General features: G+C 31.4%; 20 protein-coding genes. 13 read left to right on the top strand and 7 right to left on the bottom strand.

Annotated features, from left to right (window positions below):
• Positions 1–18: 18 nt before the first annotated feature.
• From recF to ACZIYX_RS11860, 3 genes are read left to right on the top strand one after another with little or no spacing between them, the layout of a single operon-like run.
• Positions 19–1,098 carry a DNA replication/repair protein RecF gene (recF, locus tag ACZIYX_RS11850; RefSeq protein ID WP_462682455.1) on the top strand — a complete coding sequence of 360 codons (1,080 nt, stop codon included), beginning with the start codon at positions 19–21 and terminating at the stop codon, positions 1,096–1,098.
• A 28-nt stretch (positions 1,099–1,126) separates the two neighbouring features.
• Complete coding sequence (locus ACZIYX_RS11855) at positions 1,127–1,543, top strand: lipocalin family protein (protein ID WP_462682456.1); 417 nt, start codon at positions 1,127–1,129, stop codon at positions 1,541–1,543.
• On the top strand, positions 1,543–1,839 hold the full coding sequence (locus ACZIYX_RS11860) for a DciA family protein (protein ID WP_462682457.1): 297 nt from the start codon (positions 1,543–1,545) through the stop codon (positions 1,837–1,839). Before ACZIYX_RS11855 ends, ACZIYX_RS11860 begins: the two co-directional genes overlap by 1 nt.
• Positions 1,840–1,846: 7 nt before the next feature.
• Here ACZIYX_RS11860 and ACZIYX_RS11865 read toward each other — a convergent pair whose 3' ends face one another.
• On the bottom strand, positions 1,847–3,022 hold the full coding sequence (locus ACZIYX_RS11865) for a hypothetical protein (protein WP_462682458.1): 1,176 nt from the start codon (positions 3,020–3,022) through the stop codon (positions 1,847–1,849).
• 661 nt (positions 3,023–3,683) lie between these two features.
• On the opposite strand from ACZIYX_RS11865, the gene ACZIYX_RS11870 reads away from it, so the two are divergent.
• From ACZIYX_RS11870 to ACZIYX_RS11895, 6 genes are all read left to right on the top strand, one after another.
• Positions 3,684–6,932, top strand: a complete 3,249-nt coding sequence (locus tag ACZIYX_RS11870; RefSeq protein ID WP_462682459.1) for a SusC/RagA family TonB-linked outer membrane protein — start codon at positions 3,684–3,686, stop codon at positions 6,930–6,932.
• An 11-nt stretch (positions 6,933–6,943) separates the two neighbouring features.
• Positions 6,944–8,398, top strand: a complete 1,455-nt coding sequence (locus tag ACZIYX_RS11875; RefSeq protein WP_462682460.1) for a SusD/RagB family nutrient-binding outer membrane lipoprotein — start codon at positions 6,944–6,946, stop codon at positions 8,396–8,398.
• A 318-nt stretch (positions 8,399–8,716) separates the two neighbouring features.
• Positions 8,717–9,241, top strand: a complete 525-nt coding sequence (locus ACZIYX_RS11880; protein ID WP_462682461.1) for an RNA polymerase sigma factor — start codon at positions 8,717–8,719, stop codon at positions 9,239–9,241.
• Positions 9,242–9,354: 113 nt separating this feature from the next.
• Positions 9,355–10,266, top strand: a complete 912-nt coding sequence (locus tag ACZIYX_RS11885; protein ID WP_462682462.1) for a FecR family protein — start codon at positions 9,355–9,357, stop codon at positions 10,264–10,266.
• A gap of 9 nt (positions 10,267–10,275) precedes the next feature.
• Positions 10,276–12,828, top strand: coding sequence for a TonB-dependent receptor domain-containing protein (locus tag ACZIYX_RS11890; protein ID WP_462682463.1), 2,553 nt, complete (start codon positions 10,276–10,278; stop codon positions 12,826–12,828).
• Between the two features lie 80 nt (positions 12,829–12,908).
• The gene (locus ACZIYX_RS11895) at positions 12,909–14,018 is read left to right on the top strand and encodes a C1 family peptidase (protein WP_462682464.1); all 1,110 of its coding nucleotides are present in this window, start codon (positions 12,909–12,911) and stop codon (positions 14,016–14,018) included.
• Positions 14,019–14,519: 501 nt separating this feature from the next.
• Here ACZIYX_RS11895 and ACZIYX_RS11900 read toward each other — a convergent pair.
• Complete coding sequence (locus ACZIYX_RS11900; RefSeq protein ID WP_462682465.1) at positions 14,520–14,939, bottom strand: nucleoside-diphosphate kinase; 420 nt, start codon at positions 14,937–14,939, stop codon at positions 14,520–14,522.
• 205 nt (positions 14,940–15,144) lie between these two features.
• On the opposite strand from ACZIYX_RS11900, the gene ACZIYX_RS11905 reads away from it, so the two are divergent.
• Positions 15,145–15,840, top strand: a complete 696-nt coding sequence (locus ACZIYX_RS11905) for a hypothetical protein (protein ID WP_462682466.1) — start codon at positions 15,145–15,147, stop codon at positions 15,838–15,840.
• 162 nt (positions 15,841–16,002) lie between these two features.
• Here the strand turns inward: ACZIYX_RS11905 and ACZIYX_RS11910 are convergent, their stop codons facing one another.
• The gene (locus ACZIYX_RS11910; protein WP_462682467.1) at positions 16,003–17,034 is read right to left on the bottom strand and encodes an alkaline phosphatase D family protein; all 1,032 of its coding nucleotides are present in this window, start codon (positions 17,032–17,034) and stop codon (positions 16,003–16,005) included.
• A 78-nt stretch (positions 17,035–17,112) separates the two neighbouring features.
• Between ACZIYX_RS11910 and ACZIYX_RS11915 the strand changes: the two genes are divergently transcribed.
• Genes ACZIYX_RS11915 through ACZIYX_RS11925 form a run of 3 tightly spaced genes read left to right on the top strand, consistent with a single transcriptional unit; the run spans position 17,113 to position 19,820 of the window.
• Complete coding sequence (locus tag ACZIYX_RS11915) at positions 17,113–18,129, top strand: DHH family phosphoesterase (RefSeq protein WP_462682468.1); 1,017 nt, start codon at positions 17,113–17,115, stop codon at positions 18,127–18,129.
• Positions 18,126–18,677: a gliding motility-associated peptidyl-prolyl isomerase GldI gene (gene gldI, locus ACZIYX_RS11920; RefSeq protein ID WP_462682469.1), complete on the top strand. Its 552-nt coding sequence runs from the start codon at positions 18,126–18,128 to the stop codon at positions 18,675–18,677. The genes ACZIYX_RS11915 and gldI overlap by 4 nt, the downstream gene beginning before the upstream one ends.
• 12 nt (positions 18,678–18,689) lie before the next feature.
• Complete coding sequence (locus ACZIYX_RS11925) at positions 18,690–19,820, top strand: peptidylprolyl isomerase (protein ID WP_462682470.1); 1,131 nt, start codon at positions 18,690–18,692, stop codon at positions 19,818–19,820.
• 94 nt (positions 19,821–19,914) lie between these two features.
• Here ACZIYX_RS11925 and ACZIYX_RS11930 read toward each other — a convergent pair whose 3' ends face one another.
• The 4 genes from ACZIYX_RS11930 to ACZIYX_RS11945 all read right to left on the bottom strand — a co-directional run bounded on the left by ACZIYX_RS11930 (position 19,915) and on the right by ACZIYX_RS11945 (position 23,554).
• On the bottom strand, positions 19,915–20,283 hold the full coding sequence (locus ACZIYX_RS11930; RefSeq protein WP_462682471.1) for a DUF3703 domain-containing protein: 369 nt from the start codon (positions 20,281–20,283) through the stop codon (positions 19,915–19,917).
• 26 nt (positions 20,284–20,309) lie between these two features.
• Positions 20,310–20,711, bottom strand: coding sequence for a hypothetical protein (locus ACZIYX_RS11935; RefSeq protein WP_462682472.1), 402 nt, complete (start codon positions 20,709–20,711; stop codon positions 20,310–20,312).
• A 185-nt stretch (positions 20,712–20,896) separates the two neighbouring features.
• Complete coding sequence (locus ACZIYX_RS11940) at positions 20,897–21,739, bottom strand: GNAT family N-acetyltransferase (protein ID WP_462682473.1); 843 nt, start codon at positions 21,737–21,739, stop codon at positions 20,897–20,899.
• A gap of 981 nt (positions 21,740–22,720) precedes the next feature.
• Positions 22,721–23,554, bottom strand: coding sequence for an alpha/beta fold hydrolase (locus ACZIYX_RS11945; RefSeq protein WP_462682474.1), 834 nt, complete (start codon positions 23,552–23,554; stop codon positions 22,721–22,723).
• Positions 23,555–23,621 lie beyond the last annotated feature (67 nt).

The raw sequence follows: 23,621 nt of genomic DNA on the forward strand, positions 1-23,621 counted from the left end.
ATTGACCATCAGTGTTTTATGATTTTAAAATCTCTTTCTTTACTTAATTATAAGAATTTTGACGCCATCAATTTTGAATTTGATGATAAGATAAACTGTTTTGTTGGTCATAATGGTGTTGGAAAAACGAATATTCTGGATGCTATTTATCACCTGTCTTTTGGAAAAAGTTATTTTAATCCTATTACTAGTCAAAACATAAATCATAATGCTGATTTTTTTGTTATCGACGGGTTTTATACGAAAGAAGAAAGAGAGGAAAAAGTTGTTGTAAGTGCCAAAAGAGGACAAAAAAAGGTAATTAAACGTAATGGAAAAGCTTATGATACTTTTAGTGAACATATTGGTTTTTTGCCATTAGTAATTATTTCTCCGGCAGACAGGGACTTGATTACAGAGGGTAGTGATACACGGCGTAAATTTATAGACGGGGTAATTTCTCAAAGCGATCCTTTGTATTTAAACTCGTTATTAAAGTATTCAAAAATACTATCTCAGCGTAATTCTTTATTAAAATATTTTGCCGTCAATAGCACCTTTGACCCCACAACTCTTGAAATTTACAACCAACAACTGCATGAGCATGGCAGTAGTATTTATAAAAAAAGAACAGCTTTTTTAGACACCTTTATACCCATTTTTATAAAGAGGTATCTGGCTATAAGCTCTGGTCAGGAAAAAGTATCCCTTTCTTACCAAAGTAGATTGTCTGAATATGATTTACTATCCCTTTTAGAACAAAACATTTCTAAAGACAGAGCTTTGCAATATACAAGTTCAGGAATCCATAAAGATGACCTGTCTTTAGAGATAGAAGGGTTTCCTATTAAAAAATTTGGTAGCCAGGGACAACAAAAATCATTTCTCATTGCTTTAAAACTGGCTCAATTTGATTGTATAAAACAATATAGCAAAACAAACCCAATTCTTTTGCTTGATGATATTTTTGACAAACTTGACGAAAAAAGGGTAGAACATATTATAAAATTGGTAGACGATCAAAATTTTGGACAACTATTTATTAGCGATACACATGCAGACAGAACAGAAAATGTAATTAAAAAAATATCCCAATCTTATAAAATTATCCGGTTATAAAACAATTAAAAAAAACAGTTCACAAAATATGTATCGATTTTTACTATTTATTACGTTGATATTGTTCTTTATTTCTTGCAGAAAGAATAACCCTAAAGACCAAATCCAATACTTAAATGGATATTGGGAAATAAAAAAAGTAATATTATCCGATGGAAGCAAAAAAGAGTATAAATTCAACCAAAGCATTGATTTTTTTAAAATCAAAGACTCCACAGGTATTCGAAAAAAAGTGCAACCAAAACTGGATGGAAGCTTTACTGCTAATAATGACTATGAATTTTTTACTTTAAAAATTGAAGATGACAGCCTTAGATTATATTATAAAACCACACTGTCGACATGGAAAGAAACGATCATATCTGCAAAAGAAAACTATATCGCTGTTAAAAATGAAGCTGGAAATGTTTACTTTTATGAGCGACATAAAAAGATTAAATTATAATGGCAAAACGTCATCAAGAACACCAAAGTTTGGGAGAGGTTCTCAAAAATTTTGTTTCAGACAACAACCTTCAAAAAGGGTTAGACAAAGTAGCTGCACGTGATGTATGGGAAAAGGTAATGGGGCCTGCCATAACAAAATACACACATAACATTAAGTTTGAACGAGAGACTTTATATGTTGAACTCACTTCGTCTGTACTAAGAGAAGAATTAAGCTATGGAAAGCAAAAAATAATTGACAACCTTAATGAAGAATTAGAAAAAAATTTAATTACTAAATTGGTACTTAGATAGACCTGATTTATCGTAGTATAACCTCTGCGCAAGATCGTACCCCGTCAGGACAATTTTCTGTTTTCAAATCTGCACAAACCGTATTTGTTCCTTGATCTAATTCTATATCAACATACCCTACACTAAGTAACTCGTCCTTAACAAAAGTATTATTTAGATACCAACTCACAGTAACATCCTCATTTAACATTGTAACTCTGGGAGTAAAACGATAAGTAGTATGTTGAGGAGAAATCTCTTCATAGTCAATTATTATCTCAGGGCAAGCAGGCTCAACTTTAAGTTTTTTACAAAATTCTTTACCATTCAAACAATCTGGTGTTATTGCTTTGATACATATATCATAATCTCCCGGAGCTAATAGTTTCTCAAAGGGATTACCATCAATAATTTCGCCATGAATTTTTTCATTAATTATAAAGAACAATCGATATCCATCCTTAACCTCAAAATTAAGAACAAATCTATATCTATTATTTGCTAATGACTCTATTTGAAATTTTGTATCAGGACATCCAATACAATTATTTATTATTTCATAAAATTCATAATATGACGACACTTTTGTAGCAGTAAACTTAGGAGCAACCAACACTTCTACAGGGAATTTAAAATCTGGTTGATATTCGTTTCCATTATCCTGTAGAAAACGATCAAAACTATTTTCATTATCAACAATAGTATCTTTATTATTCTTATCTTTTAAAAGAACAGGGTAACTAAATTTAAAACATTGTTTAAATAAAGTATCTATTTCATTTCTAAATGTTGGTATTTGACATTCCTTAAGAACCGTAATAAAATCCTCTTCCTTTTCTATAACAGATAAAACGTCCTTGTTTTGATAAGCAACTTGTACAGGAAATTGTAATCCTGTTAAATAAAAATTTCTGTTCTGATTAGCAATAGCGCTTAGCAGGCCTTCAAAATTATTAATCTGTATTGTAGAATCATTATTATACCCTAATACAAGAGGGTATTTAAAAGAAAAGCATATATCTCTTTCACTTAGTCCTAAATCTTTAGTTTTTAAATCGTTAAAAACTGTCATCATAGCTATAGTTGATGTTATTTTTTTATTATCGCTATCAACCGAAAAAAAACTATCATCATTTACACATGAGCATACTGCTAATAAAAATATTAGTAATAATCCATTATGATATATTCTCAAATTATTCAATGTAACTTTATCTTCTTTTGTATGTAACGCTTAACAATATATCTTCCCCTACCTTTTCTTTTTATAAAAACCTATATTAAGATATATAAATCTATAAAACAACATTCTTTTTTCCTATTTAACTGTACAAAGAAACAATTCAAGATCTTTGTTTTTAAACTAAATCTCTCAAAAATCCCTAAATATATAATTAATTCAATTCTTGAACGAAGCCATCTGCCAAAATCATTTCTTTTTACCCCATATTTCAAGATAAAACACTTGTATAGGGATACTAAATTTTCTTTTTTATATTAACCAAAATAATCCGCCCTTTCTATATAATGATTATGTTTAAGAATTACAAAAACAGTTTTTCTTTTATTCAATTAAGCAATATTAAATCATAATTTTTTTAACACTTATATTTTTGTGCTAAAAGCTTAAAATCAATATAACAAAGTTAAAATCTGTATTATCTATTAATCTATTTCATGCAAAAACACTGTCAAAATAATGAAATCCCGAAAGTATTGAAAAAACAAAACAGTTTTTCTTAGTCGTCTTCAAAAAAATCTTTACAAACATTAAGTTATTTTTTTGTTAAAAAAAACATATTTAATATTATAACGACAATTTTCTTAATACTTTTTCCGTAGTTAACAACAAATCAACATAAATAATGAAATTATTAACAAAAAATTTGATAGTACTCTTGTCAGTATTAGTGACACAATTTTCATTTGCACAAGAAAGTACAGTAACCGGAAAGGTTACAGATAATGAAGGTATGCCTCTGCCCGGGGTAAATATTATCGTAAAAGGAAGTAATAATGGTACTCAAACAGATTTTGACGGAATTTATTCTCTGCAAGTAACGCCGGGAAACACTCTTTTATTTACTTATCTTGGTTTTGCCGATAAAGAAATTACAGTTGGAGCGCAAAAAACAATCGATGTACAATTAGAAGTTACAGCCTCGCAATTAGACGAAATAGTTGTCACAGCCCTTGGTATTTCGAGAGACAAAAAGTCTTTAGGATATTCTACTCAAGAAGTTAGCGGAGAAGATTTAAATACGGTAAAAACTGCAAACTTCGTAAATTCTTTATCTGGTAAAGCATCTGGTGTACAAATAAAGAGGAATAATAATTTGGGAGGATCTACTAATGTTGTTATTAGAGGAAATGCATCTCTTACAGGAAGTAACCAGGCATTGTTTGTTATTGATGGAGTTCCTATTAACAATACAAATACTAACTCAAAAATTCAAGGACAAGCACGGGGAGGACAATATGATTATGGAAATGCCGCTTCTGACATTAATCCTGAGGATATTGAATCTATAAATGTACTAAAAGGTGCAGCAGCATCTGCTCTTTATGGCTCCAGAGCTGCCAATGGAGTTATTATGATTACTACCAAAAAAGGTGGCAAGACCAAAGGAATTGGAATTACAATTAATTCGGGGATAACATTTGGGTCTGTTGATAAAAGCACCTTTGCTAAATATCAAACGCAATATGGTGGTGGTTATGACCCAAGTTTTTACCAAAGAGATATTAATGAAGATGGTACTGCTAATGATCTAACTGTTCGTCATAGAGGTGATGCTTCTTATGGTCCTGCTTTTAATCCTAACATACTCGTATACCAATGGGATGCTTTTGATCCGGACTCTCCTAATTACAAAACAGCTACACCATGGGTTAATGCTAAAAATGGTCCTATTACCTTTTTTGAGACCCCTGTTACTATTACCAACTCTGTATCTTTGGACAAAGGATTTAAAGAAGGTTCTTTTCGTTTAAACTATACTCAATTTGACCAAACGGGTCTGTTACCTAACAGCTCTATTAAAAGAAATAATTTTTCTATGAGTGGTAACTTTAAACTTACAGATAAATTAACCGCTACCGGATACGCTAATTATATCAAAACAGATGGTTTAGGGCGTAACTCAACCGGTTATAATGATAATATAATATCTAATTTTAAACAATGGTGGCAAACCAATGTAGATATACAACAGCAAAAAGATATCTATTTTGCTACGGGACGAAACGTTACCTGGAACCCTGCTAGTATAGAAGCTGGATCTCTTCCTATTTATTGGGACAACCCATATTGGACACGATATGAAAACTATCAAAACGATACCAGAAATCGTTTTTTAGGAAATGTTTCTCTGAATTATGTGATAGCAGATTGGTTTAACATTACCGGTAGAGTTGCTACCGACACCTATTCTGAACTACAAGAAGAACGAAGAGCAAATGGTAGTGTCGCTACTTCTTTTGGGGTTAATCCAGGAGGAGGAACCGTGGATAACCGAGGAAATGTATCTTCTGGCTATGGTAGAAAGAATATTCAAAACACAGAAACCAACTATGATTTGATGTTTAATTTTGATAAAGATTTAAATGATCAATTTAATGTCAAAGGAATTTTAGGAACTAACATAAGAAGAAACCATATTCAGTCTATCTATGCTTCTACAAGCGGAGGTCTTAGTGTTCCTAAATTATATTCTTTACAAAACAGTGTGGGGCCACTTCCCTTGCCTGAAGAAATAGATGAAAAAATTGGAGTAGATGGTATTTACGCTAGTATGTCTATAGGATACAAAAACATGTTATTTTTAGATGGTACCATAAGAAGAGATCATTCTTCTACTTTACCAAAAGGAAATAGTACTTTCTATTACCCTTCTATTGCTGGTAGTTTTGTTTTTTCTAATCTTATTAATGCCGATTTTATCTCATTTGGTAAAATAAGGGCTAATTATGCTGAAGTTGGAAACAGTGCTCCTTTTGACTTTTTATATGACAGTTACAATGTAAATACTCCTATAGGAAGTGCTAGCACCTCTGTTGGAGACACAAAAAAGAATCCCAATCTAAAACCAGAAAGTACTACTAGTACCGAATTTGGGTTGGAAATGAAACTTTTAAAAAACAGACTAGGATTTGATGTTGCATATTATGTAAACAACTCTGTTGATCAAATTTTTGGAGTACCTGTTAGTAGAGCAACTGGTTTTATATCCAAAATCCTGAATGCAGGAAAAATTGAAAATAAAGGGATTGAATTATCTATAAATGGAACCCCTGTAAAGACCGATAACTTCTCTTGGAATGTAAATGTAAACTGGTCTAAAAATGAAAATAAAGTAATTTCTTTAGAAGACGGTATAGAAAACTTACAATTAGGTTCTTTTCAAGGGGGGATTACAATAAATGCAACTATAGACCAACCGTATGGTGTCATTTACGGTACGGATTACACTTATTTAAATGGTCAGAGAATTGTAAATGCTGACGGACATTATGAAAAAACTCCTGCATCTAACAATATAATTGGTGATACAAATCCAGATTGGCTAATGGGTATTTCAAATAAATTTTATTACAAGAACCTAACTTTCAGTTTTTTAATTGACATCCAAAAAGGAGGAGACATTTTTGCTTTGGATCAATACTATGGTTTAGGTACTGGTTTGTACGCTGAAACATCTTTTATTAATGATTTGGGTAATCCAGTAAGGAATACTTTAGCAGATGGTGGTGGATTAATTAACCCTGGTGTTACTTCTAATGGCGCTGTAAATACAACAAGAGTAGATGCTAATGGATACACTCCTTTTGGGTCGGATGGAGGCTTTCCTGATTCGGCTTTTGTATACGATGCCAGCTATGTAAAACTACGCGAAGTTTCACTAACATATACTTTCCCTAAAAAAATAGTTGACCGTACATTTTTAAATGATATTTCTGTAAGTGCAATAGGATCTAATTTATGGATAATAGACAAAAACATCCCTCATGAAGATCCTGAAGGAGGTTTAGGTTCTGGTAACCTACAAGGGTATTCTACAGGATCATTACCTACAACAAGGGATTTTGGCTTCAATCTAAAATTACAATTCTAAAAAAAATCGAAATGAAAAAAATATTAATACTAATTACAGCAGTAATTATAGCATCTTGCTCTGACAATATAGAAAGTTTGAACGAGAATATTAAAGATCCTTCTTCTGTTCCGGGAGAAACCTTATTTACTAGTGCACAAAAAAGTCTTGTTGATCAAATAGTCACCCTTAATGTAAATAATAACAACACTAAACTTTGGTCTCAATACTTACAAGAAACGACATATCTACAAGAGAGTCAATATGATCAAATAACCAGATCTATTCCTGATAATCACTGGAGTTTCCTTTATAAAGATGTTTTAAAAGACCTAAATGAAGCTAGTAAAGTCATAAATGACACCAAATATGTTTTAAAACCTGACATTGATGTTAAATCCAACAAGCTACAAATAATAGAAATTTTAACTATCTACACCTACAGTATACTAGTAGAAACTTTTGGAAACATTCCTTATACAAAAGCCTTAGATATTGATAACCTTCTCCCTGTGTATGATGATGGCAAAACGGTTTATAAAGATCTAATCAATAGATTAACAATAGCTATAAATGCCTTGGATCTTAGCAAAGGGAGTTTTGGAATTGCAGACAACATCTATGAAGGAAATACAACTTTATGGAAAAAATTTGCTGCTTCTTTAAAACTAAGAATGGGGATTTTATTATCTGACACAGATAATACATTTGCTAAAAGCACGGTAGAAGAAGCTGTAGCTACCGGAGTATTTACCAGCTCTGCAGATAATGCTTATTTCAAATATCTATCATCTGCTCCAAATATAAACCCTATCCATAATAATTTAGTTCTAAGTGGAAGAAGTGATTTTGTTGCAGCTGCTACAATTATTGATATGATGAACACCCTTAATGATCCCAGAAGACCTTTGTATTTCTTAAAAGTACCTGCAACAGGTACATATATAGGAGGAGGTATTGGTTTAACCTCTGACTTTGATTCACATTCTCATGTATCGCCACAGATAGAGGCAGCAACAGCTCCAGGTGTAATTTTGGATTATGCAGAAGTAGAATTTTTATTAGCCGAAGCAGCAGCAAGAAACTTTGCAGTTGGTGGTACTATCAAAGAACATTATGATGCAGGCATCATTGCATCTATTGTAAATTGGGGTGGCACAAACGCTGATGCTTCAACATATCTTCTGCAACCAACGGTTGATTACAATACAGTTATTGCCAACAGTACTGCAACTACTCCTTGGAAAGAAGCAATAGGTAATCAAAAATGGATAGCGCTTTTTAATCGAGGGCTAGAAGCCTGGACTTCAATCCGACTTTTAGATTATCCAATATTAGCAATTCCTGATGGAGCTAAATCAGGTTTCCCTAACAGATACACATATCCTGTTCTTGAGCAAACTTTAAATCCGACAAACTGGAAAGCTGCATCTGGTGCAATTGGTGGTGATCTTCCTGAAACTAAATTATTTTGGGATTTGAATTAATTAAAACTTTAAAATAAATGATAATTGGGGCGGGATAAAAATCTCGCCCTTTTTTCAAGATAAAATACTCCAAATAAAAATTCCCCAAAAGCATGGCCATACTTTCAGGGAACTAACCTAATTAATCTAACCTAACTAATTATTTTTTTATTATGAGTCCAAATTACCTAATATATTTTTTTTAAAAATCCAGAGCATGTCCGCTTCTTATAAACAAAACGGTTCTTTAAAAAAATACCCTACCCTTTACTTTATCTTTTATTTCTTTGATAGCATAAAAAAATAATTTATGTTTGGTAATACATTTTTATACTCCTAATGCCCAACAATAAAAACTCTACGTGCAATCAAAAAGTTTTTGACCAATTTTTCAAAAGCAATTCTAAACTTTTGAGAAATTATATTTATTACAAATTTGGAGACTTGGATCTGGCTGAGGATATTGTTCAAGATGCATTTATTAAACTATGGGACAATTGCTCTAAGGTACCCCTGGACAAAGCAAAAAGCTATATTTACACTATAGCAACTAATATTGGCATTAGTAATACCAGACATCAAAAAGTTAGGTTTAAATACAAAGATTATATTACACATTGCTCAAGAGATGTTAATAATGAATCTCCAGAGTTTATACTTTTAGAACAAGAATACTTAGAAAAACTTAAAAACGCCATTGCCGATTTATCAGAAAGGCAAAGAGAGGTTTTTCTTTTAAATAGGATCGACAAAAAAACATATAAAGAAATAGCAGAATTATCTGGTGTTTCTGTTAAAGCAATAGAAAAGCTTATGCATAAAGCATTATTATCTTTACGAAACAAAATAGGAAATGATATATAAAAAAGTATCTTCGATTTTGATATAAAAAGAAGTTAAGTTTTTTACGGTGTATTAAAATTATTAAAAAGTAGGGTATTTATTAAATAGAACGTTCACATATATATATCAAAGTTATGCTAGACGATAAAAAAGATGATATATTCTTATCCAGATGGATTAACAAAGAACTCTCTGAGGAAGAACTTCAAGAGTTTAAGTTACATCCAGAATACAACCATTATGCAAAAATGATGGCTGGTATAGAAGCTTTAGATTTAAAAGATTATGATGTAGAAAAAGAACTTTCTGGCTTAAAGTCCAAGCAACAAAACAGGATCAAAAACAAATCTGGATTGATGGTTAAATTTTGGCCTTACTTTGCAGTAGCTGCTTCTATTGCAATTATTTTAGGAATATTTTTATTTAACCCCAATACATCTTTTCACTCCAATTATGGAGAACAATTAGCTATAACTTTACCAGATGGCTCTGAGATGGTTTTAAATGCTAAATCCACTGCTAGCTTCAATGAAAAGAAATGGAAAGAAAACAGAACATTGACATTGAAAGGAGAAGCTTTTTTTATAGTAAAAAAAGGAAGCAAATTTACTGTAAACACAGATAACGGAAAAATCTCTGTATTAGGAACACAATTTAATGTGCAATCCCAAAATGATTTTTTTGAAATTACATGCTACGAAGGAAAGGTTAGTATAACTCATCAAAAAAATGAAAAAATACTCACCGCAGGAAAAGGATACCGAAATATAAAAAACACCCAACCAAAAAGTTGGGATTTTATAGACACTACCCCTTCTTGGCTTTCTAATACCAGTTCTTTTAAAAGCATCCCTCTTAAATATGTCTTTAAAGAGCTTGAAGAACAATATAATTTACAAATAAAAACAATTGACATAGATTTAGAAACTGTATATACAGGAACTTTTCCTAACAACAATAAAGATATCGCCCTTAAAACAGTTTTTAGTACCTTAGGCATGGAGTATAGTATATCGAAAGATGGCAAGACTGTGGTATTAGAATAATTAAGGGAAATGATAAAACTTTTATGGGTATATCTTTTTTTATTTAGCATTTCTGTCTTTTCTCAAAAAGAGGCAACAAGTACTCATATCAATAATAAATTATTACATGATGCTATCCCTATAATTGAACAGCTATATTCTATTAAGTTTTCTTATATCGATGCCTTAATAAATAACAAAAAAATATCAATCCATATAAACCCTCAGCTTTCGTTAGAAAACGTAATTTCTGAGCTACAAAAACAAACTGAGCTAAATTTCAAAATAACAGGAGCCAATTTTGTTACTATTAGCCCTTTACAAAAAAAAGATACCATATTTGTTTGTGGATATATTTTGGACGAAGAAAAAAAACCAATCCCGAATATTGGTGTATTTTTTAAAGCAAATCGAACTAATACTGTTACTAACGAAAAAGGGTATTTTGAAACCCAAAAAGTTCCAAACAATTCCGTTATTTTAATTAGTGCTCCCGGATTTCGACAAAAAGTATTAAATACCAAATCATTTTTAAATAAAAAATGTGATACCATATATCTTAGTTTACTAAAAGAAGAAGTCCTGGATGAGGTCTTTATCCAAGAGTATCTAACCAAAGGTATTACCCAAAACAAAAAAATAATTCATATTGATTTGAATAATGTCGAGATTTTGCCCGGCAGAACAGAGCCAGACATTTTGCAGAGCATACAATTAACCCCCGGGGTTAACAATCCTTTTGAAACAGCCTCTGGAATATATGTTCGGGGAAGTGCTCCTAACCAAAATTTAGTTCTATGGAACGGCATAAAAACGTATCATCAAGGGCATCTTTTTGGCATGCTATCTGCCTTTAACCCCTATGTAGCAAAGGAAGTTAGTTTTTACAAAAGTGGTATTAATGCTAAATACGGGGATCGAATTGCGGGAGTTATAGACATCAAATCCGAAAATAAAATTGCAAAAAAAATTACAGGCGGAGCTGGTTTTAATATGATTAATGCCGATATGGTAGCTCATATCCCTATCCTGCAAAATAAAATATCGTTTCAAGTATCCGGAAGAAGATCTTATACAGATGTTCTAGAAACTATCACTTACAAACAGTTATCCAAACGTGTTTTTCAGAATACAAAAATTGCCGAAGCACCTTATGTAGATAATGAAAGAAATAATTTTTTCTATACAGATTATAATACTAACATAATCATAAAACCATCAAACAATAATAAAATTGAAATAAATTCTATTTACAGTAAAAATGACTTAGATTTTAAACAAAAAGATACCACCACCTCTTTTAACGATGATCTGATAACCCAAAATGAAGGATATAGTATTAATTGGAATCACACATATAATAGCACCTTAAGTACCAAAACATCCGGATATTACACAAAATACCTTTTAAACTATCAATTTATCACCAAAAACAATAACGGGTTAGCAGAAATAGAAAGTAAAAAAAATAGTGTAAAAGATTTTGGAGCAGAGTTTGACATCTACTATAAAATATCTAACCATCATGATATTTCTGGCGGATACCAATTTTCAAACAATACCATACGATATGCTTTTGTAACTTCAACACCCGATTATGAATTGATTTTAGATCAAGACGATCGATTTCTGAATACACACGCTGGATATATCCAGTATAAGTTTGAGAAACCAAATAACTTTTATATTTCTGCCGGAATTAGAACAAATTATTATTCAGAACTTAATCAAACCCTAACAGAACCAAGACTTTTTGCTCAAAAAAATATTACCAAAAACTGGAAAATTAATGTCAGTACAGAATACAGAAGTCAAACTGCAAGTCAAATTAAAGAATCTGTAATCAGTGACTTGTCTTTAGAAAACCAAGTCTGGACATTAGCAAACAATGATGCTTTTCCTACAATAAAAAGCTCTCAATATACCTTTGGAAGTAGTTATAACAAAAAAAAATGGTACTTGGATATAGAAGGGTACTATAAACAAATCGAAGGAATCACAACTCTTACAGCAGGTTTTATAAATCCTATAGATAACACATATCACAAGGGGGAAAGTACGATTTTTGGAATTGATGTTTTTTTGCAAAAGAATTTCAGAAACTATAAAACCTGGGTAAGTTACTCCTATATAAATACCAATAATACCTTTGAAGGGATAAACAATAATAAATCTTTTCCTGGAAATTGGAATATAGAACATACTGTAAAATGGTCTCAGTTTTATAAGATCAGTAATTTTCAATTCTCTTTAGGCTGGATATGGCATACAGGTAAGGCTTTTACCAATATATCCCGAGTAAATGAAAGTGGTGAAATTGTAATTTTAGAATTTGATAAAATCAACAGTGATAATCTTCCTGTATACCACAGACTGGATTTTTCTGCTATTTATGATTTTAAAATTAGCAATACCCCAAAAATGAAATATCGAATAGGCGTATCTGTATTAAACCTGTATAACAAAAAAAACTTATTAAACAGAGAATACAAAACCACTAATACACTTAATAACGAGTTTATCCAATCTGATATATTCTCGTTAGGAATTACCCCAAATCTAAGTTTTAGAATATTTTGGTAAAGAAATGATAATTTTTTAACCCTGTTTTTAAATTTAATTCATTTTCTCGTATCTTCAACCCCACAAATTATCATACTATAATGAAAAAAATTATCTTTATTAATTGCTTACTATTTTGTTTATTTATAGGATACACACAAGAAATTCATCCGGATTATACAATTACAGACCAAACGTTTCTGCAATGCAATCCGGTACTTAGTCAAGGAAAAACAGGTACTTGTTGGAGTTTTTCTACCACTTCTTATATAGAGTCTGAAATTGCTCGTTTAGGACTGGGAAACCATGACTTATCCGAATTATACCAAGTTAGAAACACCTACCTGGATAAAGCAAAAAATTATATCTTAAGACAAGGCAAAGCTCAATTTAGCGAAGGAGCTCTATCCCACGATGTTATAAAATCCATACAAAATCATGGGATTGTTCCTAATAAGGTTTACACAGGTTTTTCTGGCAACGTTGAGGATAAACATGATCATAGCGAATTAATTACATTATTAACCAATATGGTTGATAATGCTGTTACCCATAAAATCCTTTCTGATAACTGGTGGAAAAGTTATGAGGCTATTTTAGATATTTATTTAGGAAAAAGACCAGATACTTTTACTTATGAAGGTAAAACGTATACCCCTATACAATTTGCTAAAAAACTTGGGATAGAAGCAGAAAATTATATTACATTAACTTCTTTTACGCACCACCCTATCGGCAGTGATTTTATTCTTGAAATTCCTGATAATTTTTCTAACGGAACCTACCACAATATCTCTCTTATCGAGTTGCAACAAGTAGTGGATCACGCACTAAAACAAGGATTTACTGTTGCCTGGGATGGGGATGTAAGTGAAACAGGGTTTTCTCAAGAACATGGCCTGGCTGTTTTAACCGATAAAAAAGAAGGCTCAGGTATTTTTAAAGAATATACAGAAGAAGTAAATGTCACCCCTGAATCCCGACAAAAAGAATTTGAAAATTACAATACCACAGACGATCATTTAATGCATATTGTAGGAAAAGGAACAGACAAAAAAGGAAAAGCTTACTACAAAATAAAAAACTCTTGGGGGACCAAAGGAGCACAAAAAGGCTACTTATATATGTCTGAAGCATATTTCAGAATGAAAACAGTAGGTATTTTACTTCATAAAGACGGTATTCCAAAAAATATAAAAGAAAAAATATAATGCATTTATATTTTTAACCCAAGTTATCAATGTCATTAAGTTAAGCTGTATCTTTTTGAGGATTAAATATCTGTAAAAGCAAAATACCCCTATACTTGCATCATGGATTCCAGCCTACGTTGGAATGATAAGCAGAAAGCATTGTGTTTTGGTTATTTTGTCATTCCGGCAATTTGTTATCCCGTTGAAGAACGGAACTAAAATACACCATTAACAAATTTTAAATCAATAGTTTAAATTCTTAATTCAACGGCATTTCCCAAATTATGCAATGAAACTTAAAGATTGAAAACATAATAAAACCTTATTTTTTTATGTTTAGCATAACATTTTGGATTATACTTTTATACCAGATCAAGATCTGGTATAAAAGTATAATCCAAAACAGCTATGGTCAATTTTTATTTTGAAGCACAGGCAGAAAAGAAAATATTATTATCATAAAAGAAGCCATTTGTACAAATACAAATGGCTTCTTTTATGATTTAATCCGGATTGGTATTAGAACTGCTCTCTTCCTGAAAAATGAAAAGCCCCTTCAATAGCAGCATTTTCATCACTATCACTACCGTGTACTGCATTTTCACTAATTGAAGTTGCATATTTTTTACGAATAGTTCCTTCTGCTGCATCTTCAGGATTGGTAGCCCCTATCAAAGTTCTAAAATCCTCTACTGCATTTTCTTTCTCTAAAATAGCTGCTACAATAGGACCACTGGTCATATACTCTACCAACTCCCCATAAAAAGGACGCTCGCTGTGTACTGCATAAAATGCTTTTGCATCATCTGTAGTAAGTTGTGTTAATTTCATCGCTACAATTCTAAATCCCGAAGCTGTAATTTGATCAAGAATACCACCAATATATCCTTTTCTTACCGCATCTGGTTTAAGCATTGTAAAAGTTCTGTTTGTTGTCATCGTATGTATTTTGTTGTCTGGCACTTATCTTAAAAGCACCATAAGTTATTATTTAGGCTATAAAACCCTGTTTTTTTAATTTTTGTGCAAAAATATATATAAAAGCGTCAAAAACAAGAATTATTACAGGAAATAAGCATACAAGGTATCTCCAAAAAAATATGTATTTTTACTAAAATATATAATCTTTAAAAACATGAAGCACATGAAAAATTTTAGGATGGCAATAACGCTTCAGATTATAACTATTTTCCCTTTTTTTTCTCAAACCAGTCCAGATATGGCTTATTATACAGATTTATCCGAAACAATTAATGGCGAAAAGTATATGTCCATTTTTACCTACAAAAACACTTATATAACAGGCAGGCTTAGAGATATGGATATTGAAGATATTACAAAACTATTAAACAACAGAGGGTACAAAGGTCGTTATTCGAATATAAAACCAGAAAAAGAAGCTATGCTACAAGAAGGAGATCCTATGCCTGATTATCTTTATCCTCTTACTGCATTAAAAAATATAGACGGAAATTTAATTCTGGCTGATTTTCAAATAAAAAATGAAATAGAAAACAAAAATGTTGCGCTTAATTCTAAAGGTGAAATACATATTAATAAAAAAATAGTGGGCAAGATCATTGATCGTACTAAAATTACGGATCCAGAAGATAATATAATTGCAATAATGACCAATGATTATCACCTAATGGATACTAAAAACAATATTCTTGTTAAAATTAATCCGAACGGATCTTTTGAGAGTAACAACAAATATTTTGAATGGGATATTCTGGGAAACCTAAATGTAGAAGAAAAAAGAACATCTATTAATATAACTCCGGCAGACAAAGAACTGTTTCCTACATCATCTGCTATTTATTATGTGTTTTTAAAATAATTGTTTTCTATAGATAGTTGTTTTTTTGATCTGTCGAAGTGCTTTTTTGCATCTCATAGCATATATATGGGTAAAAAAACAAAAAAGCATTCCTACAGTACATCAAAAAAAGCTTAAAAAACAATGCTTATATTAAACTTTCTCTTTTCAAAAAAGATATTTTTATTTTTTAGAATATTGTTTCTTAAACTCTTGTAGCACTACATTGTTTTTACCCCGAACCTGCATGGTTACTATATAAGAATCCAAATCAAATTTTAGCACTCCAAAACTGGGAACTGCGATTACATTACCGATTCTGTATTTATTGGACTCTCCTTTATAATTAGAATAAGAATGGGTTAAACCACTGGATGTAAAATCCAATAGTGGATATGAAAGTCCTTTTACTTTGGCTACAGAAAACTCAGAGACATGCCTGTCCCCGCTAAGTATAATAGCATTTCGCACTCCTTTATCCACCAAAATACTCTTTAAGCGTTCTACCTCGCCCGGAAAATTACCCCATGTTTCAAAACCATGTTCTGAAGATAAAAATTGTATACTGCTTACTATAATAACAAAATCCGAATAATTAGATTCTAATTCCTTTTCCAACCATTCCCATTGTTTTTTTCCCAATATTGTACCTTCTTCATTTTGGTGAGGCTCATACCGCCTGCCTTCTATATTGCTTTTTTTCAAAGAAGACCTAAAATATCTGGTATCCAGAACAATTATTTTAATACTTCCCTTTTCAATTTCAAATATTTTAGAATTATAAATCCCTTCCCGGGTTCTTTTAGGATCATTTTTAGGTACTTCTAAAAAATCTAAAAATAATTGCTGACTTTCTTTTTTCTTGTTCCACTCTACCCCCCCATCATTCAATCCATAATCATGGTCATCCCAAGTACCTGTAACAGGAACGTTTTTTTTTAGCTTTTGATAATCCGGGTTGCTATTTTGTATAGTATAATTATTTTTCATTACATCCATATCCTCGGTATCACTATAGATATTATCGCCTCCCCAAATAAATACATCCGGATTATTTTTTAAGATTTCATTCCAAAAAGGCTGAGGACTGTTTTGTTTATTGCAACTTCCAAAAGCAATAACAAAATCCTCTTTTTCGTTCTTTAAATCTTCCTGACAAAAAACTATAGCAGTCGAGCAAAAAAACAGAAGAAACAGCTTAAAAAAATACATCATTTTTTCTACATTAATAACCCTATAAAATTAAAGCTTCTAATATTACCAAAATATTATTTATCGTATCTTCGCCAACCTATGAACACTAGTGATACAAATAAAATTAAAGAGCTGTTGTCTACAGCAAAAAATATTATTATTACAACACACAAAAACCCTGATGGAGATGCAATAGGTTCCAGTTTGGCATTGAGTCATTATCTTAATAGTATTGGGCATTCTACAACAGTTATTACTCCTAATGACTATCCGGAGTTTTTAAAGTGGATGCCCGGCGAAAGTTCTATAGTAAAATATGACGGTAGTACAAAAATTGCCAATGCTATGATTGACAATGCAGATCTTATTTTTACATTAGATTTTAATCATCTGTCCAGAAGTGGAGATTTGGAAAATGTTTTGGAAAGATCTGAAAGTACTTTTATTATGATCGATCACCATCAACAACCCGACAGCTATGCCAAATATATGTATAGTGATGTAGGTATGAGCTCGACATGCCAAATGGTATATCATTTTATAGAAAAGCTTAATGATCTGGACAAAATCACGCCAGAAATAGCTACGTGTATCTATGTGGGTATTATGACAGACACTGGCTCTTTTAGGTTTAGGTCCACGACCAGCACTACCCATAAGGTTATTGCTGATTTAATAGATCATGGTGCAGACAACACTCAAATTCATGAAAACATATACGATACCAATACTCTTTCCAGAATTCAACTAAAAGGTGTTGCTTTAAATAATTTGAAAGTATTGCCAGAATACAAAACAGCATATATTACCATATCGCAAAAAGAATTAGACCAGCACAATTTCAAAAAAGGAGACACCGAAGGATTTGTTAATATCGGGCTCTCTATCGAAGGAATTAAACTTGCTTTGATTTTTATTGAAAATAAAGGCGAAGGAATTATTAAAATTTCTCTACGATCTAAAGGCGATTTTTCTGTAAATGAATTTTCCAGAAATCATTTTGAAGGAGGAGGTCACCATAACGCTGCTGGCGGAAGAAGTTATCTTTCTTTAAACGATACTGTTGAAAAATTTATTAGTATCTTACCATCTTATAAAAATGTTCTGAATCAATGAGATTAGCCCTTCACACCATCTGTCTTGTTTTTTTATTATCTTCTTGCAAAACGCCTGAAGCCCGTAAACCGGTCAATATAAAATCAGGCTCCTTTATCAATGAATCTATTAACAGAAATAAAGAACTTGCAGCAAAAGAAGAAGCTATAATTCAAAAAATCATAACTGAAGATACAATTCATAAATATATCACTTCAGAAACAGGGTTTTGGTATTTCTACACAAAAAAAGATACCATATCTAATATTACACCAAAATTTGGGGACAAAGTAACTTTTAATTACAACATTACAGATTTAAAAGGGAATATAATTTATACCAAACAAGAACTGGATACTATTACATACCGGATAGATAAAGAAGAACTTTTTTTAGGTCTTCGTGAAGGATTAAAACTTATGAAACAAGGAGAAATGGTTACATTTTTATTTCCTTCATATCAAGCATACGGATATTATGGAGACGATCATAAGATTGGAACAAATATTCCGTTAATAACAGAAGTAACACTCAATACAATTACAAAAGAATCAACAACAGAAAATTAATCACCAACAAAAATGAAAAAATTAAATTTATTATTATTTCTAACTACAATTTCATTAGTTTTTAGTAGCTGCAATGAAAAATATCCAGAATTACAAGATGGTATTTATGCAGAAATCGTAACAAACAAAGGTACTGCTGTAGCAAAACTACATTATGATCTTACCCCAATGACAGTGGCAAACTTCATATCACTGGCAGAAGGCACCAATACGATGGTAGATAGTACTTATAAAGGAAAAAAATATTATAATGGAATTATATTTCACAGAATTATCAAAGATTTCATGATCCAGACAGGAGATCCTTTGGGTACCGGAACCGGTGATCCCGGATATAAATTTCCTGACGAGATCGTAGATTCACTTTCTCATAAATCCAAAGGAATATTATCTATGGCAAACTCTGGCCCCGGAACCAATGGTAGCCAATTTTTTATCACATTAAAAGAAACTCCATGGTTAAATGGAAAACATACTGTGTTTGGAGAAATCACTTTGGGTCAGGATATTATAGATAGTATCGGAGTAGTAAAAACAGGACCAAGAGATAAGCCAGAAGAAGAAATAAAAATGTTAGAAGTTAATATTATTCGTAAGGGTAATGACGCAAAAGCTTTTGATACAGAAACTGCTTTTACAAACAAACTAAAACTTCTTGAAGAAGAAAAAGCTGAAAAAGAAAAAGCTGAAAAAGAAAGAAATGAAAAAATTGCCGCAAAGTTTAATGAATTAAAAGCAACTGCTACAAAATTAGAAAGTGGCCTTGAAATTGCTTTTACTAACCAAGGAGACGGGGAACAGCCCAAACCAACCGATATGGTTACCGTTAATTATGCAGGATACTTTGCCGATGGTAAAAACTTTGACACTAATATTGCTGAAAAAGCTAAAGAATTAGGCACTTTTGATGAGCGTAGAGCCGCAGATCCAAGAGGATATGCTCCTATGCCAATGTCTTACTCTCCAGAAGCCAAAATGATTCCTGGTTTTAAAGAAGGAGTACAAAAATTGAAAGTTGGTGATAAAGCCGTACTTTTTATTCCTTCGCACCTTGCTTATGGTGAAAGAGGAGCCGGACCAATCCCTCCTAATACAGATCTGATTTTTGAAATAGAACTGGTAAATATTCAGAATCAAGAATAAAAACGTACTATAATCTATATACATAAAAGTAGGGTGTCCTAAATCAGGCACCCTACTTTTTTTCTTAAAGCTTAAAACTATACCCTGCCTACATTTATACTCCTGCTTTTATAAAAATCTCCTGAATATCCTCTTTGACCGGCAAAGGTTTTAAGGGAGGTATATTTGCCCCTCCGGTATTTCCTACCGGTATTTTACCCACAAAAGATTTAACCCCACCTATTAGTAACCTTGGAATTTGCCCAACAACCTCCCTTGGGCTTTTTATTTTAAATCCAAACTGAAGCATTTTCCAATGTACATAACTGTGCGCATAAGGATATTTTTGCCCTATCACATGCGCTCTTTCCAGGTGATCCCAAGCTTTTTTTAAGTTCCCTTTTCTATATTGATCCTGATACAGCGTTAATTCTGTATTATAATAAGGCCGTAAAGCCTCTGGCATTTTTGTATTTACCCTCATAAGTGTATGCTATAAAAATTTCTTTTTTAATATAGATGAACGACGTGCTCTTTGCTGAATACTATTTTTCTAAAATCATTAGGCTTTTTATCATTCAGCAACTCCAAACCTCCTTTTGCTTCTATCAGTTCTGTAAAACGATTTTCCCTTTTCTCATACTGTTCTTTATTCGTATAAGTGGTAATAAGAATCAAATGAAATGGTTGGTTTTTACCTGCTTCGGTTTCCAGAATCTGAAAAGATTTTATGTATCCTTTTTGTATGGCCATATCTCTTAAAACCTTCCAATTGTTTTCGTAATAAAAAAGAGTTTCTTTTCTATTATCATTTAAGATTTGAACAAAATCCATAGTAGAAATATTACTGCTTTTTTGAGCATAACAAATACAACCAAAACTAAAGATAAAAAGTGCTAATTTATATTTCATTTGTATGTGTTTTATTTCCTTATAATCCTTTTCCTAAATTAATAAAGCAATTCTGATTATCACAAAAAAATAAGACAAAAGCATCTGTAGATCAAAACTTTGCATAACCATTGCAATTAGAAGCAATAGCTACAAAAGCATTGTTCAAAAACAAATCCATAGTTATTTTTGAAAAGCTAATTAAATCACTTCAATTCCAACTTCATTTCGATTTGATGGATGCTATTTTTAAACCCAATATTCAATAAAAACAGATCTGTTTCCTTTGCTCTTTTATCTACATTAATGATCGATAAATTTTGTCCAAATTGTTTGGTTACATAAGCTACAAGTGACGAGGCAACCTTTTTTCTTCTAAAACCCTTATCTACTGCTATTTGTTGTATTCTTTTACTTTGTGGATTATATATTAAATATCCTACTAGTTGATTGTTTATATACCCGCCAATTAAGCGGTTAACATCTATTAATTTATCCACTACATTTTTTGAGTTCTGCCAAGTAGGAAATATATCCCAAAAGGACTGCATTAATTCCCAATTATACTCTTTTATTTCTTTAATTTTTATAGAGTTAACTATATTTATTGGATGTATTTCCCCTTTAAAACATTTTAGTTCTCTCTCCATAGTATATCCTGATTTCTCGTAAGATTTTATTGCCTGAATATTATTAGAAATTACTTCTAAAAGCAAATAATTTATTTTTTGTTCTCTTAATTTTGGGAGGATAAAATCATACATTTGTTTTGTTAACCCATACCCTCTTTTTTGAGGAACAACACCTGTTCCTCCATTATAAATTACTCTTTTATTATTTACAATATCAAATCCATGCAGAATAAAACCAACAAGCTCTTTGTTTTCAAACACTCCTACAGAGTAATCCAAATGTATCTTATCTGCTTTTATTTTAGACTTTAATTGTTCCAAACTTAAATGAAAAGGGATAAAATAGTCTGAAAAAGAGGTGTTAAAAGCTTCTAAAATAATTTCTGTATCTATATTTTTTAAGGTCTTTATTTTCATCGATATCATATTTTTATATATACTTTAAATTATTTTTGGCTTTCCTCCTCTAAAACAGGTTTTAATAGCAATTCATCCTAAGCTAGCATCTAGTTAAATTTACACAGAAATAGAAGAACAAAAAAGGAGATCAAGTTCGTTAATACCATTGTGACCTAGATCACGAGTTAATCGCCCCCCTCCCCCCTCCTTTTTCTATCAAAATTCAGACAATTCATTAGGCATTAAAACTTGTTTATAGGTTGGTGATTCCAATAGATTTTGCTCTTCATAAAAATTATTTAGATGAAATATACTATTTTTTACGGAATCGATATAGCTAAAAAAACATTTGATATTTCTACTGTTAGAGGAGAACATTATCAATTTGATAATACCTAAGAAGGTTTTAAATCTTTTTTAAGAACATCTTACACCAATTACACTTTGTGCGATAGAAGTTACGGAAATCGATCATTTAGAATTAGCCCGCTTTTTATATCATCAAAACATAGATATCTCTGATAATGAAAGCCTCGATAAAGAGGCTTAAAACAAACCATTTTATAAGAAATTACAGACTTGTACAATGGGTACTATTGTTGGTAATTGGTTTCTTTCGGATAAAATATCCAATGTCGTTTAGTTAAGCTGTATCTTTTTGAGGATTAAATGTCTGTAAAAACAAAATACCCCTTTACTTCCATCATGGATTCCCCCATCCTGCGCTGGAATCCATGATTAACAAACTTTAAATCAATAGTTTAAATTCTTAACTAAACGACATTGGATATTTTATCCGAAATGACTTTTTATAAACTATTTGCAGGTCTTTGCATGATATTTTCCAAGAATTTTTTATGTCTACCTTCTTAACTTGTAGCTAATGGCCCGAATATGCATAACACGGGATTTCGAGGGATTTCGCCATATTGTTTATTAAATCCTTTTATATATTCAAATTTACCAAATTGCCCCGCTTTGCTTATATTTATTATTGGCTTAGTTATTATTCGTTTTTTGTATAAACCCATCTACTAATTCATTAAATTTTAATGGCGTATCAATATTTGCACAATGTCCGGCATGTTCAATCATAAAATACTCACTATTATCAGCCTCCAAATGCCATTCATTTGCCATTTTCTTTGCTAGATCAATATCATATTCTCCGGTTAGTATCAAAGTTGGGTACATAAATTTTCTGATTTCCCTATCTTTTATTACATTCTGAAGTCCTTGCATTACCAAAAAAGATTTTCTTTCGTAAAGACTGGATGTCCCATAAAACAAAGCCTGCCCTTTTTCTGTCTTGCATGTAATTTCAGCTGTTTTCTTTCTAAATGATTTCATTGAAAAGATAGCCCTAAGAACCAATCCAAAATTTGAAAATTTTTGAGCCTTGCCTACTTCTTTATTTTTTTTATTGATGTTGTATCCACCCAATGCTGTAAGAGACCGGGTTTTTTCTGGATATTGAAGTGCAAAATGTTGAGCAATCAATGCCCCCATCGAAACCCCAACAAGGTTAACTTTGTCAAAACCTTCAATTTCAAGGATTTTTTCTATGTGTTTTGAGGAAGCATCTATTTTGTCTTTTGATTTATTTGCCTTTGATAATCCATGTCCGATAAAATCAATGGTTATCACCCGATATTTTTTTGAAAAATAATCTACTTGCTGGTCAAATGCCCTATGGTCTGAAAATGCAGGGTGCAAAAACACAACCACATCGTTATTTTCTTTTCCTGACACGAAATAATGAATGTCGTAACCATCCATTTTCAACATTTTATGTTCAATTAAGCTTTCAAACCGGTCGGTCTGTATATTCATTTTATCTATTCGATTTTCGTAAATAACCCTATCTATTTCGATGTATGTTTTTAACCCCAAAACAGGT

The sequence above is a fragment of the Aquimarina sp. genome (genome assembly GCF_977115655.1).